14 protein-coding genes and 1 tRNA gene are annotated in these 13950 nt (G+C 63.5%); 11 read left to right on the top strand and 4 right to left on the bottom strand.

What is annotated here, in order from left to right; all coding sequences use genetic code 11:
* The first annotated feature begins 128 nt into the window (after positions 1-128).
* From efp to ACU5AZ_RS07920, 7 genes are all read left to right on the top strand, one after another.
* Positions 129-698 (top strand): elongation factor P, encoded by a 570-nt coding sequence (efp, locus tag ACU5AZ_RS07890; protein WP_446825458.1) that lies wholly within the window; start codon positions 129-131, stop codon positions 696-698.
* A gap of 192 nt (positions 699-890) precedes the next feature.
* Positions 891-1592, top strand: coding sequence for a DUF1045 domain-containing protein (locus ACU5AZ_RS07895; RefSeq protein WP_446825459.1), 702 nt, complete (start codon positions 891-893; stop codon positions 1590-1592).
* 1 nt (position 1593) lies between these two features.
* A complete protein-coding gene (locus tag ACU5AZ_RS07900; RefSeq protein ID WP_446825460.1) occupies positions 1594-2733 on the top strand; it encodes an alpha-D-ribose 1-methylphosphonate 5-triphosphate diphosphatase in 1140 nt (379 codons plus the stop codon).
* Positions 2733-3302, top strand: coding sequence for a phosphonate metabolism protein/1,5-bisphosphokinase (PRPP-forming) PhnN (gene phnN, locus ACU5AZ_RS07905; RefSeq protein ID WP_446825461.1), 570 nt, complete (start codon positions 2733-2735; stop codon positions 3300-3302). Before ACU5AZ_RS07900 ends, phnN begins: the two co-directional genes overlap by 1 nt.
* Before the next feature lie 183 nt (positions 3303-3485).
* A complete protein-coding gene (locus ACU5AZ_RS07910) occupies positions 3486-4154 on the top strand; it encodes a class I SAM-dependent methyltransferase (protein ID WP_446825462.1) in 669 nt (222 codons plus the stop codon).
* Between the two features lie 80 nt (positions 4155-4234).
* A complete protein-coding gene (locus ACU5AZ_RS07915; protein WP_446825463.1) occupies positions 4235-5149 on the top strand; it encodes a cupin domain-containing protein in 915 nt (304 codons plus the stop codon).
* A 125-nt stretch (positions 5150-5274) separates the two neighbouring features.
* Positions 5275-6024 (top strand): SDR family oxidoreductase, encoded by a 750-nt coding sequence (locus ACU5AZ_RS07920; protein WP_446825464.1) that lies wholly within the window; start codon positions 5275-5277, stop codon positions 6022-6024.
* Between the two features lie 203 nt (positions 6025-6227).
* Here ACU5AZ_RS07920 and ACU5AZ_RS07925 read toward each other — a convergent pair.
* The 4 genes from ACU5AZ_RS07925 to ACU5AZ_RS07940 form a co-directional block, all read right to left on the bottom strand.
* A tRNA-Arg gene (locus ACU5AZ_RS07925) sits at positions 6228-6304 on the bottom strand.
* An 86-nt stretch (positions 6305-6390) separates the two neighbouring features.
* Positions 6391-7911 carry an ATP-binding protein gene (locus ACU5AZ_RS07930; RefSeq protein WP_446825465.1) on the bottom strand — a complete coding sequence of 507 codons (1521 nt, stop codon included), beginning with the start codon at positions 7909-7911 and terminating at the stop codon, positions 6391-6393.
* Between the two features lie 7 nt (positions 7912-7918).
* Positions 7919-9340 carry a dihydrolipoyl dehydrogenase family protein gene (locus ACU5AZ_RS07935; protein WP_446825466.1) on the bottom strand — a complete coding sequence of 474 codons (1422 nt, stop codon included), beginning with the start codon at positions 9338-9340 and terminating at the stop codon, positions 7919-7921.
* A 35-nt stretch (positions 9341-9375) separates the two neighbouring features.
* Positions 9376-10155, bottom strand: coding sequence for a TVP38/TMEM64 family protein (locus tag ACU5AZ_RS07940; protein ID WP_446825467.1), 780 nt, complete (start codon positions 10153-10155; stop codon positions 9376-9378).
* Positions 10156-10483: 328 nt separating this feature from the next.
* On the opposite strand from ACU5AZ_RS07940, the gene rpmH reads away from it, so the two are divergent.
* The 4 genes from rpmH (at position 10484) to ACU5AZ_RS07960 (ending at position 13926) form a co-directional block, all read left to right on the top strand.
* Positions 10484-10618, top strand: coding sequence for a 50S ribosomal protein L34 (gene rpmH / locus ACU5AZ_RS07945; RefSeq protein WP_261932001.1), 135 nt, complete (start codon positions 10484-10486; stop codon positions 10616-10618).
* Positions 10619-10646: 28 nt separating this feature from the next.
* Complete coding sequence (gene rnpA, locus ACU5AZ_RS07950) at positions 10647-11033, top strand: ribonuclease P protein component (protein ID WP_446825468.1); 387 nt, start codon at positions 10647-10649, stop codon at positions 11031-11033.
* Positions 11033-12844 (top strand): membrane protein insertase YidC, encoded by a 1812-nt coding sequence (gene yidC, locus ACU5AZ_RS07955; protein ID WP_446825469.1) that lies wholly within the window; start codon positions 11033-11035, stop codon positions 12842-12844. The genes rnpA and yidC overlap by 1 nt, the downstream gene beginning before the upstream one ends.
* A gap of 131 nt (positions 12845-12975) precedes the next feature.
* The gene (locus tag ACU5AZ_RS07960; protein WP_446825470.1) at positions 12976-13926 is read left to right on the top strand and encodes a DMT family transporter; all 951 of its coding nucleotides are present in this window, start codon (positions 12976-12978) and stop codon (positions 13924-13926) included.
* Positions 13927-13950 lie beyond the last annotated feature (24 nt).

Here is a 13950-nt window from a genome sequence, read left to right on the forward strand (position 1 = left end):
GCCAGAGGCTGGCTATTTTCCCTGTTTTGGTTTAGGTGCGCCCCAGAAAAATATCTCAAACAGGGCGTAATCGGGTTGGCAGTTAGCTCCCCTCTACGACTCATTTGCAGCAGAAACAAGGAAGACTCATGGCAAAGGTTATCGCCTCTTCGCTCCGCAAGGGCAATGTGGTGGACGTCGACGGCAGGCTCTATGTCGTTCTCACTGCACAGAATTTTCACCCCGGCAAGGGCACGCCGGTGACCCAGGTGGACATGCGCCGCATCTCCGACGGCACCAAGGTTTCCGAGCGCTGGAAGACCACCGAGCAGGTCGAGCGCGCCCATGTCGAGGACGCCAAGTTCACCTTCCTCTATTCCGACGGCGAAGGCTTCCACTTCATGAACCCGGAAACCTACGACCAGGTCGTCATGGATCCGGAAACCATCGGCGATTCCCAGGCCTACCTGCAGGAAAGCATGGAAGTCATGCTTTCCATCCATGAAGGCAATGCCATCGCCATCGACCTGCCGCGTCATGTCACGCTCGAAGTCATGGAAACCGAGCCGGTCGTCAAGGGCCAGACGGCGTCCTCGTCCTACAAGCCGGCGATGCTTTCGAACGGCGTGCGCTCCAGCGTTCCGCCGCACATCACCGCCGGCACGCGCATCGTCGTGCTGACCGAAGATGGCTCCTACGTGGAGCGCGCCAAGGACTGATCCCACCGATCATCCCTGACTGACATTGACGGCCCGCGACCTGCCAAGGTTCGCGGGCCTTTCATTTTTCGGACCCATTTCCGCAGCCGCTTTTTGCGCAGCCGTCATATTGAATGCCCGATCCACGGCTATATGCTGGAGCGAGATTCGCCAGCCCTGATTGCATCCCCCAGACCCAAGAGGAGCGGACCCTTGCGCTATGCCGTGTTCTTCACGCCGCCGGCAGATGATCCGCTGACGGAGACGGCGGCAATCTGGCTTGGCCGGGATGCCTTCACCGGCGCCGCTCTCAATCCACCGTCTGCTGCGGGCCTCGATCTTGCCTCCCTGACCGCCGAGCCCCGCCGCTACGGCTTTCACGGCACGCTGAAGGCGCCGTTTCACCTGACGACCGGCCGCAGCGAGGCCGACCTCGTCACGGCCTTCGATGCGTTCGTGCGCGACTACCCGGCCTTCACCATTCCGAAGATGGTCGTCGGCGCACTCGGGCCGTTCTTCGCCCTCGTTCCCGCCACCGATGCGGGAGACGGCATTTCCGCACTCGCCCGCGCCTGCGTCGAAGCCTTCGAGCCGCTGCGCGCGCCGCTTTCCGAGGCCGATATCGCCCGACGCAACCCGGAACGGCTGAACGAGCGCCAGCGGACCTATTTGGCCGAATGGGGCTATCCCTACGTCTTCGACGAGTTCCGCTTTCACATGACGCTGACCGGTGCGGTGCCGGAGGCCGAGCGGCCGGCCATGCGGCAGATGCTCGACGCCACCTTCGCGCCCTTTGCCGGACAGCCGATGCGGGTCGGTCATCTGGCCCTTTTTGCCGAGCCCGAGCGCGGCGCGCCCTTCACGGTGCTGCGACTGGCCACACTCGGCGACACCGACAACGGGAGGATTGCCTGACATGGCAGCGGAAAGCGCATTCACCAACGGCCGCATCGTTCTGGAGGACCGCATCCTCCCCGGCACGGTTGTCATCCGCGACGGACGGATCGTCTCGGTCGACGAAGGCAGGGCATCTTCCGGCGAGGACCTCGACGGCGACTATCTCATTCCCGGTCTCGTGGAACTGCACACCGACCACCTGGAAACGCACCACACGCCCCGCCCCGCCGTCCACTGGCCGAAGCTCGCGGCGATCCAGTCCTATGACGGCCAGATCGCCAGCTGCGGCATCACCACCGTCTTCGATTGTCTCCGCCTCGGTTCCGACGAGGACGGCCGCTTTGCCGACAATGCCATGCGCGACATGGCCGGCGCCCTGATGAGTGCGCGCGCCGACGGGCGGCTGAAGGCCGATCACTTCATCCATCTGCGCTGCGAAGTCTCCTCACACGACGTCCTTGAACAGTTCGACACGTTCGGCGACGTCGACATCGTCCGCCTTGCCTCGCTGATGGATCATGCGCCAGGCCAGCGGCAGTTCCAGACGATGGAGCAGTTCACGCTCTATTATAAGACTATGCGCGGCCTCTCCGACGAGGAGTTCGACGCCTATGTCGCCCGCCGGCAGGCCGCATCCGCCACCTATTCCGACCGGCACCGCACCACGATCGCGGAAGCCGCGCGCGGGCGCGGCATCACGCTCGCCTCGCATGACGACGCGACGCAGGCCCATGTCGAGGAAGCCATCGCGCTCGGCGTGCGGCTTGCGGAATTCCCGACCAGCCTGGCGGCCGCCGATGCCTCGCACAAGGCGGGCCTGAGCGTCCTCATGGGCGCACCGAACATCGTGCGCGGCAAATCCCATTCCGGCAACATCGCCGCCCGCGATCTCGCCGCGCGGAAAACATTGGACGTGATCTCGTCCGACTACGTCCCTTACAGCCTGATCCATGCGCCCTTCGTGCTGGCCGAGCAGGTCTCCGGCGTCAGCCTGCCGGAGGCGATCGCCATGGTCACCGCCACGCCGGCACGCGCAGTGGGGCTTGCCGATCGCGGCCGCATCGCGGAAGGCTTGCGGGCCGATCTCGTGCGCGTGCGCGTCGCCGACGGCGTTCCGATCGTGCGTAGTGTGTGGCGAAACGGCGAGCGTATCGCCTGATGCCGGCCGCGAAAGGCAGGATGGTCGCGATCGTCGGCCCGAGCGGCGCCGGCAAGGACACGCTGATCAACTTTGCCCGCACACGCCTTGCCGGTAGCGACCGCTTCCGCTTCGTCCGCCGCTTCATCACCCGCCCGACCGAGGCCGGCGGCGAAGACCATATCGAACTTTCGGAGCAGGCTTTCGAACGGCAGAAGCAGGACGGCGCCTTCGCGCTTGCCTGGAACGCCCACGGGCTGTCCTACGGGCTCCCCGCCGACACGCTCGCCGACATGGCCGCCGGCCGCATCCTGATCGCCAACGGCTCGCGCTCCGCCCTGCCGTTGTTTCGCGAGGTCTACGCGGCACTGGACGTCATCATGATCACCGCCTCCGTCGACGTGCTCGCCGCGCGCCTCGCCGCCCGCGGCCGCGAATCGGCCGAAGACATCCGCCAACGCCTCGCCCACCAGCCGGTCACGGCACTTTCCGACTTCCCGACCTTCGTCATCGACAACAGCGGGGAGATGAACGAGGCGGGGGAGAGACTGGTTCAGCGGCTTGAGGCGATTGCCTGCGCTGGTGGGTGAGGCGGAGGACGATGTCTACGCCATAGCCTTATAAGCCCGCCTAAATGCTTCCGCTTCGAAGATCAGGGAAAATTCCACCAAGCAAGGACCATCGCAATGCATACGTCATCTGAAGGCTACAAGACCGGTGTTGCGGCCTATGTCGGCGGGCGGCCAGGCTATCCGCCCGAGGCGCTTGACTGGTTGCGCGGCATCGTGGGTGTTGGACCCGGCCGGAAAGTTCTGGAATTGGGTGCCGGCACAGGAAAGTTCATGCCCTTGCTGCGGCAATGCGGAGGAAGCCTCGTTGCGGTTGAACCTGTCGATGCCATGCGCGAGCAATTGACAGCCGACTTTCCGGATATCCAGGCTCTGGCCGGTTCGGCAGAAGCTATCCCCCTGCCTGACGCATCCGTTGATGCCGTCGTCTGCGCACAGGCGTTCCACTGGTTCGCAAATGCAGCCGCCTTGCAGGAGATCAGGCGGGTTCTCACGCCGCGCGGCGTGCTGGGGCTCATCTGGAACGGGCGGAACGAGACCGTGCCATGGGTCGCTGACCTGTCCACCATCACGGACAAATGGGAGGGCAATACGCCCCGCTATGTGACGGGCGAATGGCGCCGCGTCTTTCCCGCCCCCGGATTTGAGTTCATCGATGAGCGCCATGCCCGCAATGCGCATGTCGGCACGGCGGAACAGGTCGTTGTCAAACGGACATTGTCCGTCAGCTTCATCGCGGCCCTGCCGCAGAACAAACAGGCGGAAGTCGAAGAGCAGGTCAGGGCGTTGATCGCGCGAACCCCTGAACTCTCAAAGGGGGGTGACATTTCCTTTCCTTATGAGACGAGCATGTTTGCTTATCGCAAGGTGTAGTCGGACCGGACATCGGACACTGGACTTGCCATTTCGGACGATCCATAATTAATTGTCTCAATTTTATATGGATCATCCACGTGGACCCGCTCAGCGATGTGATTGCCCTGCTTCGGCCGAACACGGCCATCTCGAAGCCCATTTCCGGTCGGGGCACCTGGGCCGTTCGCTATGCGGCGCATGACGCCCCGGGCTTTACGATTATTCTCAAGGGCGAATGTTGGATTGAGTTTGTGGGCGAGGAGCCCATGAAGCTGGAGACGGGAGCATTTCTGCTGCTGCCCTCGACCCCCGCCTTTACCTTGAGCAGTCGTCCCGGCCTGGACGGGAGACAGACAGACCCGATGGATGCGCCCATGCGCCATGGCGAACAGGAGGGTGAAGCGGATTTCATGGCGCTGGGTGGCACATTTCGCATCGAAGCGGCGAATGCACCGCTGTTGCTGGCCCTGTTGCCACCCATGATCCATATTCCGTCCTCCGAAGGGCGATCGGCACGGCTCGGCCGGCTGATCGATCTGATCGCGGAGGAGTGCCGTGGCGACGAGCCGGGCAAGGACATGATCCTGCAACGCATGCTTGAAGTTCTTCTTATTGAGGCGCTTCGCTCTCAGGCAACCACGATGGGCGAAGACCGTGCCGGCCTGCTGCATGGCATGCGCGATCCGGCGCTCGCGCGTGTGCTTGCGGCGATGCATGCCGATGTGCGCGCCGACTGGACCGTTGCAAGCATTGCCCGCATCGCCGGCCAATCGCGTTCCTCCTTTGCCGCGCGCTTTGGCACGGTGCTCGGCTGCGGTCCGATCGAATATCTCGTCCGCTGGCGGATGGCGCTAGCCAAGGATGCCCTGCTGCGCGGGGCAAAGACACTCGACCGGATTGCCGACGATATCGGCTACGAATCCGCCAGCGCCTTCAGCACGGCGTTCCGCAAGCGGCTTGGCTGCCCGCCGGGACAATTTGCCCGGCTTAATGGAGCCGTCGGCCACGCCTGAGATCAAACCGCGCGCCGTGTCCGTTTCCGATTTGGACGATTGAGCAATATTATCGGATCATGAATTATATTCCGTCCAGATAATTGAGGCTATCAGGGAACCATCCGAAACCAATGGAGGTTCCCATGCAAACGATCCTGATCACCGGCACATCTTCTGGCTACGGCCTGGAGACCGCCCGCCACTTCCTCGACAGGGGCTGGAATGTCATCGCCACGATGCGCCGTCCCGACGCCAGCCTCTTCCCGGCCTCCCCCCGGCTGCGCATTCTGCCGCTCGATGTGACAAGCGAAGAAAGCATCGCCGCCACCGTCGCGGCTGCCGGGCCCATCGACGTGCTGATCAATAATGCCGGCATCGGCGTTGTCGGCGCGTTCGAAGCAACGCCGATGGCGCACGTCCGCAAGGTTTTCGCCACCAACACGTTCGGCGTCATGGCAATGTGCCAGGCCGTCATTCCGCAGATGCGTGAACGTCGGTCCGGCGTGATCATCAACGTGACCTCAAGCGTCACGCTTGCCGCCATGCCGCTGGCGGCGGCCTACACCGCCAGCAAGCAGGCGATCGAGGGCTTTACCGGTTCGCTCGCGCACGAGCTCGGCTACTTCAATGTCCGTGCCAAGCTGGTCGAGCCCGGTTATGCCCCGACAACGCGGTTCGCGGTGAATACGGATGTGCGGATCGAGGATATGATCCCGCCGGCCTATGCGGGCTTCGCAACGCCGATCTTCGCGGAATTTGCTCACCCCGCCATGACGACGAAGGAAACGGATGTCGCCGAGGCCATATGGGATGCCGTCCACGATACGTCTGACCGGCTGCAGTTTCCCGGCGGCGCCGATGCGGTTGCCCTGTATCAGGCCCGTCGGAGGTAATGCACGACACCTGGTGCAGTGACAGTACGGCATCGGCCCACCGGCGGATGCCGTTTGTTTCTCATGATCTTCCCTGACCGGGGAAGGCGAACTTTTTAACGGCGAATGCCATCGCTTCTGCGATCGTCGGCGCAGTTCATCCTCTGCAGGTCCGAGGCAAACTTTCGCGGCTATAGAATGTTACGAACGGAAATTTGGGGAAGTGGCGCACCCGAAGAGATTCGAACTCCTGACCCCCAGATTCGTAGTCTGGTGCTCTATCCAGCTGAGCTACGGGTGCGTGTTGCAGTGCCGGTGACCGGCTGCGTGGCGATCCTCTAAAACGTCCGGTTTGGGAATGCAAGAGCAATTTTGAGAAAAAGTTGGTCAGGGGGTCTTCGACGGTTCTCCGCCGGACCGGGATATCGCGGCTTCGCCCGCCGTGCGGGCCCGGTAATCCTCAATGGAGACAGGGCGGTCCGGGATCTCGATCCGGAACAGCGTGCCGGCGCCCGGTTTTTCCACAAGCGCGATCGTGCCGCCATGGGCGAGCACCAGTTCGCGGGCGATCGTCAGGCCGAGGCCGGTGCCGCCCGAGCGGGCCGAACCACGGAAGGCCATGAACAGGTTTTCGCGCGCCTTCTGCGGCAGGCCTGGGCCGGTATCGTCGACCGAGATCGTCACGACGCTGCCCATCCGCTTGGCCGAGACGGTGATGACCTTGACCAGCATGCCGTCGTCCTCGCCCCGGCAGCCGGCAAGCGCCTGATAGGCGTTGCGGCAGAGATTGGAGAGAACGCGGTAGAGCTGGTCGCTGTCGGCATCGACCTCCAGCTCGGGATCGACCTGTTCCAGGAATTCGATGCCGCTCGCTGGATCGATCGCCAGCGTCTCGCGGATTTCCTGGACGAGACCCGCGAGCATAAAGCGCTTGCGGTTGGGCGCCGCCTCGGACGCCTTGCCGAAGGAGAGAACCGAATTGGAATAGCCGACCGCCCGGTCGAGACTGCGCAGCAGCTTTTGCGCAAAGCTCCTGACCATCGGATCGTCGACATCGGCCAGACGGTCGGACATCAGCTGCGCGGAGGCGAGAATGTTGCGCATGTCGTGGTTGATCTTGGAGACGGCGAGGCCGAGGTCGGCGAGATTGCGCTGCTGCTTCAGCGTACGCTGCAGCTGCACCTCCATCTCAGACAGATGGTGGGCGGCGAGCGCCAGCTCGTCATGGCCGCGGTCGGCTGGCAGGATGCGATTGGGATCCTCCGGGTTTTCCGAAAAGATCTGCATGCTGCGCGTCAGCCGGCGAATCGGCCGGATCATGATGCGGTTGATGGCGAAGAAGATCAGCGTGGCGGTGATCAGCGAGATCAGCACCGAGAGAAGAAGCACGTTGCGCGAATAGACGAACATGGCGGAACGCAGCGCATCCTCCTCGAGGATCAGCTCGATGATCATCGAACTGTCGCCGATCGGACCGGAGGCGCGGATGATCCGCCCGCCGCCGAAGATCAGCGTATCGAGCGCGTCGCGAATCGCCACGAAGGCTGAGACGTCGGAAAGGTCGTACTGCTTGTCGACCTTCGGCGGCATGTCGGAAATCGCCAGCAGGTTCGACACACCGTCCTTGCGCAGGACGATCGCCTTGGTGCCCGTCGCCATCAGCGCTTCGTCCTGCACCGAGCGCGGCAGCGTCACCGGTTGCAGGCTGTCGATCACCACGCCGGCGGCAGCCGCCGTGTTCAGCCGGTCGCGCAGCCAGTTCAGCCGCATGTTGGCGACAGACGGCACGAAGATCAGGATTTCGGCCATCATCACGAAGGCCACCGTCAGCAGCAGAAGCTTGCCGGACAGTCCCGTCATCAGTCCCGGCATCCGCGGCACGGGCGTCTGGGGTGTGGTGTCGCTCATCTCTTTCTCAGCCGAACCGCGCCAGCAGGCGCACAATGCGCCGGATCAGCGGCTTGCGCGTCAGCGGCTGATAATAGGTGATGGCGGCCCGTTTTCCAATCTCGGAGAAGGTCGGATAGGGAGAGACGAAAGACGCCATGTCCTTGACCTTCAATCCGCGGGCGAGCGCCAGCGACCACATGTTGATCATTTCGCCGGCTTCCGCCCCGACGATCGACGCGCCGAGGATGGTGCCGTCGCGTCGCGCCACGATCTTGATCAGCCCCTCGGTCCGCCCTTCCGCCTGCGCCCGGTCGTTCTCGCTGTAGGGCCATCGGAGCACGTGAATCCTGCCATAACGCTTCGCCGCCGCCACCTCGCCGAGCCCCACATGCGCCAGTTCCGGATCGGTGAAGGTCACGCGCGGAATTATCTCCTCGCGCACCCTGGCGGGAAGCCGGAAGAGGATCTGGCGGACGACCGTTTCGGCATGATGGCCGGCGGCGTGGGTGAACTGCATGCCGCCCGCCGCATCGCCGACGACATAGATGCGCCGGTTGGACGTGCGGTAACCTGCGGATTTGCGAACCTTGCCGCGGTCCGTTCTCACGCCGGCCGCCTGCAGGTCGAGCGATTGCAGCGACGGCGTGCGACCGGCGGCAACCAGCAGGTTGCCGCCCTCGACGTGGAACGCGCCGCCCTTCGCCATGCAGGAGAGCCTGACGCCACCCGGCACCTTCTCGACGCCCGTTGCCGAAGTCGCCTCGTGGATGACGATGCCTTCCGCCTTCAGCCGCGCGCGGACGACAGCCGTCAGCTCCGGGTCTTCCTTCGCCAGGATCGACCCGCTTTCGATCAGCGTGACGGCCGAGCCGAGGCGGCGATAGGCCTGGGCCATTTCGACGCCGACCGGCCCGCCGCCGATCACCAGCAGGTGCGCCGGCAGGTAGGAGAGATTGAGGAGCGTCTCGTTTGTGAGGAAATTGATGGAAAAGATGCCGGAAATCGACGGCACGAAGGGCGTCGATCCCGTGGCGATGACGAAACGGCGGGCGCGCAGCGTCTCGCCGCCGACCTGCAGCGTCTTGCGGTCGATGAACTTCGCCTCCCCGCGGATCACCCTTATGCCGAGTGCCGTCATGCGTTCGACGGAATCGTTCGGCGCGATGGCGGCGATCGTCTCGCGGACATGCTCGCGGACCTTGCCGTAATCGATAACCGGTTCTCCGCCGGCAACACCGAAGCCGCCGTCGCGGACGGTCGCCGCCCTGCGGGCCGCGGCAAGCAAGGCCTTGGACGGGACGCAGCCGTAGTTCAGGCAGTCGCCGCCCATCTTGCCCTTCTCGACAAGCACCACGGAAGCGCCGAACGCGGCGGCGGCCACCGCCACGGACAATCCGCCCGCCCCTGCCCCGATCACGCAGACATCCGTCTTTATGTGTGCCGCCATGCCCCGAACTTTCTCCAATCCATCCGCATCGATGCTCAGGCCGTTTTCTCACCCTTTATGCGATGCAATACAATCGGTATGGCGGCAAATATCGCCAGACCGGCAAGCGCCAGGGTGATTTGCGGGGTCAGGAAGTCGGACAGTGACGGCGCATGGCCGCTCGCGGCCGCTTTCGCCAGCACCTCGTCGAAGCCGGTTCCGAGCCAGGCGTAGATGGCGGTGCCAGGGATGATGCCGATCAGCGTCGCCAGGGCGAAGGTCTTCAGGCTGATATCGAGGAAAGCCGGGGCGATGGTGACGGCGAAGAAGGGGAAGATCGGCGCCAGGCGCAGGACCAGCAGATAGGCGAAGGCTTCCCGCCTGATGCCGTCGGCCAGATGGCGGACGGCCGGGCCTGCCCTTCGGCGCAGCAGATCCCCGAAGGCGTAGCGCGCGGCCAGAAACAGCAGGCTCGCGCCCGTCGTCGCCGCCAGCACGGCAAGCGGCACGGCGACGGCAAAGCCGAAAAGGAAGCCGGCAACCACCGTCAGGATGGCAGCCGACGGAAAGGACACGGCCACCAGTGTTGCATAGACAAGGAAATACAGCGCGACGGAGGTCACCGGGTGCGCGGCCACACGCGCCTTCATGTCGCTCCGGTAGGCCACGAGCTCGTCGAAGCTGACATAGCGGTAGGCTCCGGACAGATAGAATGCGGCTAGGCAGCCGATGATGACCAGCAAGGGCCCGTACCTTGCCGGCGACCGTCGTCTGGCCACGGGTGCCATCGGCGGTGTTTCGTCGGTCGCGCTGGCGGGAATGTCGGATTCGTTCATGCCGGCACGCTAACCCGGAGGCCGCGGGCAAGCCAATGACATCTTCTCCCATTTCGCATACATCTGTGTGAACGCGATTTCCAACGGCAGCAATGGACGTCGCTGGAATCGCAAAACCCCGCCTCAAATGCCGGAAACGAAGGCTTTCGGGCCGTTTCCGGCCGGCTTGGCGATTGACTTCCGGAAAACCTGTCCGTATAAGCCGCGCACGTTCGGAGGCCTTTTGCCGCTTTTTGGCGGGGCTTTGCCGTACGAATAAAAACCAAACGCTCCTTGCAAATTGCAAAGCTCAAAGAAGGGCCGCACTCCGCGGTAATTAAATAACATGGTGAAGCGTACCTACCAACCGTCCAAGCTTGTCCGCAAGCGCCGCCACGGCTTCCGTGCCCGCATGGCCACCAAGGGTGGTCGTCTGGTTCTCGGCGCACGTCGCAACCGCGGCCGCAAGCGCCTTTCGGCCTAAAGCCGATGTGCCCGGGAACAAGCGGGCGATGACGTCTGAGACGAAAGATATGACTGTCGGGCGGCTGAAAAGCCGGCCGCAGTTTCTTGCTGTTCGCAACGGAGAGAAGCGCAAGGGCAAATACGTCCTGCTCGAAGTGCTCGACCGCAAGGATAATGACGAGCCGCGCGTCGGCTTCACAGTGACCAAGAAGCACGGCAACGCCGTGGAGCGCAACCGCATGCGGCGGCGTCTGAAGGAAGCCGTGCGACTTTCTGCACGGTTTGCAATGGAGCCCGGGCACGACTATGTGATTGTCGCGCGGCGGGAAGCGCTTTCCGCGCCCTTTATTGAGCTGGCCGACCACCTGCGAACGCGCATAGGTGGCAAGCCGGGGGAAAAACGGACCAAGGGGCCACGCTCCGGGAAAGACTGATGGAAAAAAACCGCAACTATCTGTTGGCAATCGTGCTGTCGGTGGCGATCATCGCCGTCTGGCAGATTTTCTATATGAACCCGCGGCTTGAAGCCCAGCGCGCCGCGCAGGAAGCCCAGCAGGCCCAGATTGCCGAACAGCAGAAGGCAGCCGCCTCCAGCGACGCCACCCCGGCCGCCGGAACGGACAAGCCGGTCGCCGGCGCCCTGCCCGCAGGCGCTGCAGGCAGCGAAAAGCTGAGCCGCGAAGCGGCTCTGACCACCGCGCCCCGCGTTACGATCGACACGCCGGACCTCAAGGGTTCCATCAATCTCGTCGGCGCCCGCCTCGACGACCTTGAGCTCAAGGGCTACCACGAGACCGTCGACAAGAGCAGCCCGATCATCACGCTGCTCAGCCCGGCCAATACCAAGGACGGCTATTTCGCCGAACTCGGCTACATCGCCGACAGCGCCGCCGGCAAGATGCCCGGCCCGACGACCGAGTGGACGCTTTCCAAGGGCGACAAGCTCACCCCCACCACGCCCGTCGAGCTGACCTACACCAATGACGCCGGGATCACCTTCCTGCGCACCATTTCGGTCGACGACCACTACATGTTCACGGTGAAGGACAAGATCGAGAACGCCGGTTCGGCACCTGTCTCGATCGCCGGCTATGGCCGCATCACCCGCAACAACAAGCCGGACGACCACTCGACCTACGTCCTGCACGAAGGCTTCCTCGGCGTCATCGGCACCGATGGCAGCCTTGTCGAGGAAAAGTACACCGCCATCGAGAAGGAAAACTACGTCAATCCGAAGGCGACCGGCGGCTGGATCGGCATCACCGACAAGTACTGGGCGACAGCCATCGTGCCGCCGCAGACGATCGCGTTTGATTCCCGCTTCTCGCATTTCACCGACGGCGAGCCGCGCTTCCAGGCCGACTACAAGGATGATGGCGTCACCATCGCGCCCGGCCAGTCGACCGAAGTCACCAACATGGTTTTTGCCGGCGCCAAGGAAGTTCCCGTCGTCAACTCCTATGCCGACAACCTGCACATCACCAAGTTCGACAAGCTGATCGATTGGGGCTGGTTCTACTTCCTCACCAAGCCGATGTTCGCCGTCATGGACTTCTTCTACAAGTTCTTCGGCAATTTCGGCGTCGCCATCCTGATGACGACCATCGTCGTCAAGGCGCTGTTCTTCCCGCTCGCCTCCAAGCAGTACGCCTCCATGGCCAACATGAAGCGCATGCAGCCGAAGATGGAAGAGCTGAAGAAGAAGTTCGGCGACGATCGCATGGGCCTGCAGCAGGCGACGATGCAGCTCTACAAGGAAGAGAAGATCAACCCGGTGGCCGGCTGCTGGCCGGTTCTCCTGCAGATCCCGGTGTTCTTCTCCCTCTACAAGGTGATCTACGTCACCATCGAGATGCGTCATGCGCCGTTCTTCGGCTGGATCCAGGACCTCTCGGCCCCCGATCCGACGTCCTTCGTCAACCTCTTCGGCCTTCTGCCGTTCGAGGCTCCGACCGCCCTGCATCTCGGCATCTGGCCGATCATCATGGGCATCACCATGTTCCTGCAGATGCGCATGAACCCGACGCCGCCGGATCCGGCACAGAAGATGATCTTCACCTGGATGCCGGTCGTGTTCACCTTCATGCTCGGCAGCTTCCCGGCTGGCCTCGTCATCTACTGGGCCTGGAACAACACGCTCTCGATCATCCAGCAGTCGATCATCATGCGCCGCCACGGCGTGAAGGTCGAACTGTTCGACAACATGAAGTCACTCTTCCGGCGCAAGCCAAAGCCCGCCGAATAAGCGATCAAAGAAGCCCCGGACCTGCTCCGGGGCTTCTTTTTTGTGGTCACGATCCGCGACATGCGGACGTCGCTTGCCGGCCTCCAAACTTCCCTCTATTTGGCGCATAGTCGCGCCATCGGGGAGGCCATATGACAAGCAATTCCATCCAGACCGGCGCCGGCGCGACGCCGGAGAACGAACAGATCACCGGTATCGTCCTCATCATCAGCGCCGCCGTCGCCTGGAGCTTTGCCGGCACCGTCTCGCGCTTCATCCATGTCGAGGATGTCTGGACGATCGTCTTCTGGCGCTCCCTGTTTGCCGCCCTCTTCCTGTTTGCCTTTCTGATCCTGCGCGACGGGCCGCGCGGCACCGTTCGGCTCTTCCGCGACATGGGCATTCCCGGCGCTGTCACCGGCCTCTGCCTTGGGGTCACGGCGATCGGCTATGTGGTCGCCCTGCACTACACCACGGTCGCCAAGGTCGTGCTGTTCCTCGCCACCGTACCGCTGATGACGGCGCTTTTCAGCTGGCTGATCTTCCGCCAGCGCATTTCGGCAACGACATGGGCGGCGATCGCCATCGTCATTCTCGGCGTCACGCTGATGGTCTGGGATTCGCTCTCCGCTCCGGGATCGGCGATCGGACTGGCCGCCGCCTTCATCATCGCCGTCGCCTTTGCCGCCTCGGCATTGATGACCCGGCGCTATCCGCATATCCGCATGATGCCGGCCGTCGTCTTCGGCCTGATCGCCGCGACCGCGGTCGCCGCCTTCCCGGCAAGCTATTTTCTCATCCCCGCACGCGAATACGGGCTGATCGCCATTTTCGGCTGCTTCAACCTGGCGCTCGGCATGGCCTTCTTCGTCACCGGCGCCCGTCGGCTTGCACCTGCTCTCACGACCCTGCTCGCCACGCTAGAGACCGTTCTGGCGCCGCTCTGGGTCGCGCTCGTGCATGGCGAAATCCCGAGCCGCAACACCTTTATCGGCGGCGGACTGATCATCGTTGCCCTCGCCTTCCACCTGACCCTCGAATGGCGCGAGCAGCGCAAGGGCCGGCGCATCCCGCCGGGACCGATACCGCCGCCGATGCCGTAAATCCGGCCGGCAAGGCCCCGAGAC

Source organism: Rhizobium sp. PAMB 3182, assembly GCF_052908355.1.

Coding starts and splice junctions, on each gene's coding strand:
- efp (WP_446825458.1), top strand. CDS start 129: ATGGCAAAGGTTATCGCCTCTTCGCTCCGCAAGGGCAATGTGGTGGAC.
- ACU5AZ_RS07900 (WP_446825460.1), top strand. CDS start 1,594: ATGGCAGCGGAAAGCGCATTCACCAACGGCCGCATCGTTCTGGAGGAC.
- phnN (WP_446825461.1), top strand. CDS start 2,733: ATGCCGGCCGCGAAAGGCAGGATGGTCGCGATCGTCGGCCCGAGCGGC.
- ACU5AZ_RS07920 (WP_446825464.1), top strand. CDS start 5,275: ATGCAAACGATCCTGATCACCGGCACATCTTCTGGCTACGGCCTGGAG.
- ACU5AZ_RS07930 (WP_446825465.1), bottom strand. CDS start 7,911: ATGAGCGACACCACACCCCAGACGCCCGTGCCGCGGATGCCGGGACTG.
- ACU5AZ_RS07935 (WP_446825466.1), bottom strand. CDS start 9,340: ATGGCGGCACACATAAAGACGGATGTCTGCGTGATCGGGGCAGGGGCG.
- ACU5AZ_RS07940 (WP_446825467.1), bottom strand. CDS start 10,155: ATGAACGAATCCGACATTCCCGCCAGCGCGACCGACGAAACACCGCCG.
- rnpA (WP_446825468.1), top strand. CDS start 10,647: ATGACGTCTGAGACGAAAGATATGACTGTCGGGCGGCTGAAAAGCCGG.
- yidC (WP_446825469.1), top strand. CDS start 11,033: ATGGAAAAAAACCGCAACTATCTGTTGGCAATCGTGCTGTCGGTGGCG.
- ACU5AZ_RS07960 (WP_446825470.1), top strand. CDS start 12,976: ATGACAAGCAATTCCATCCAGACCGGCGCCGGCGCGACGCCGGAGAAC.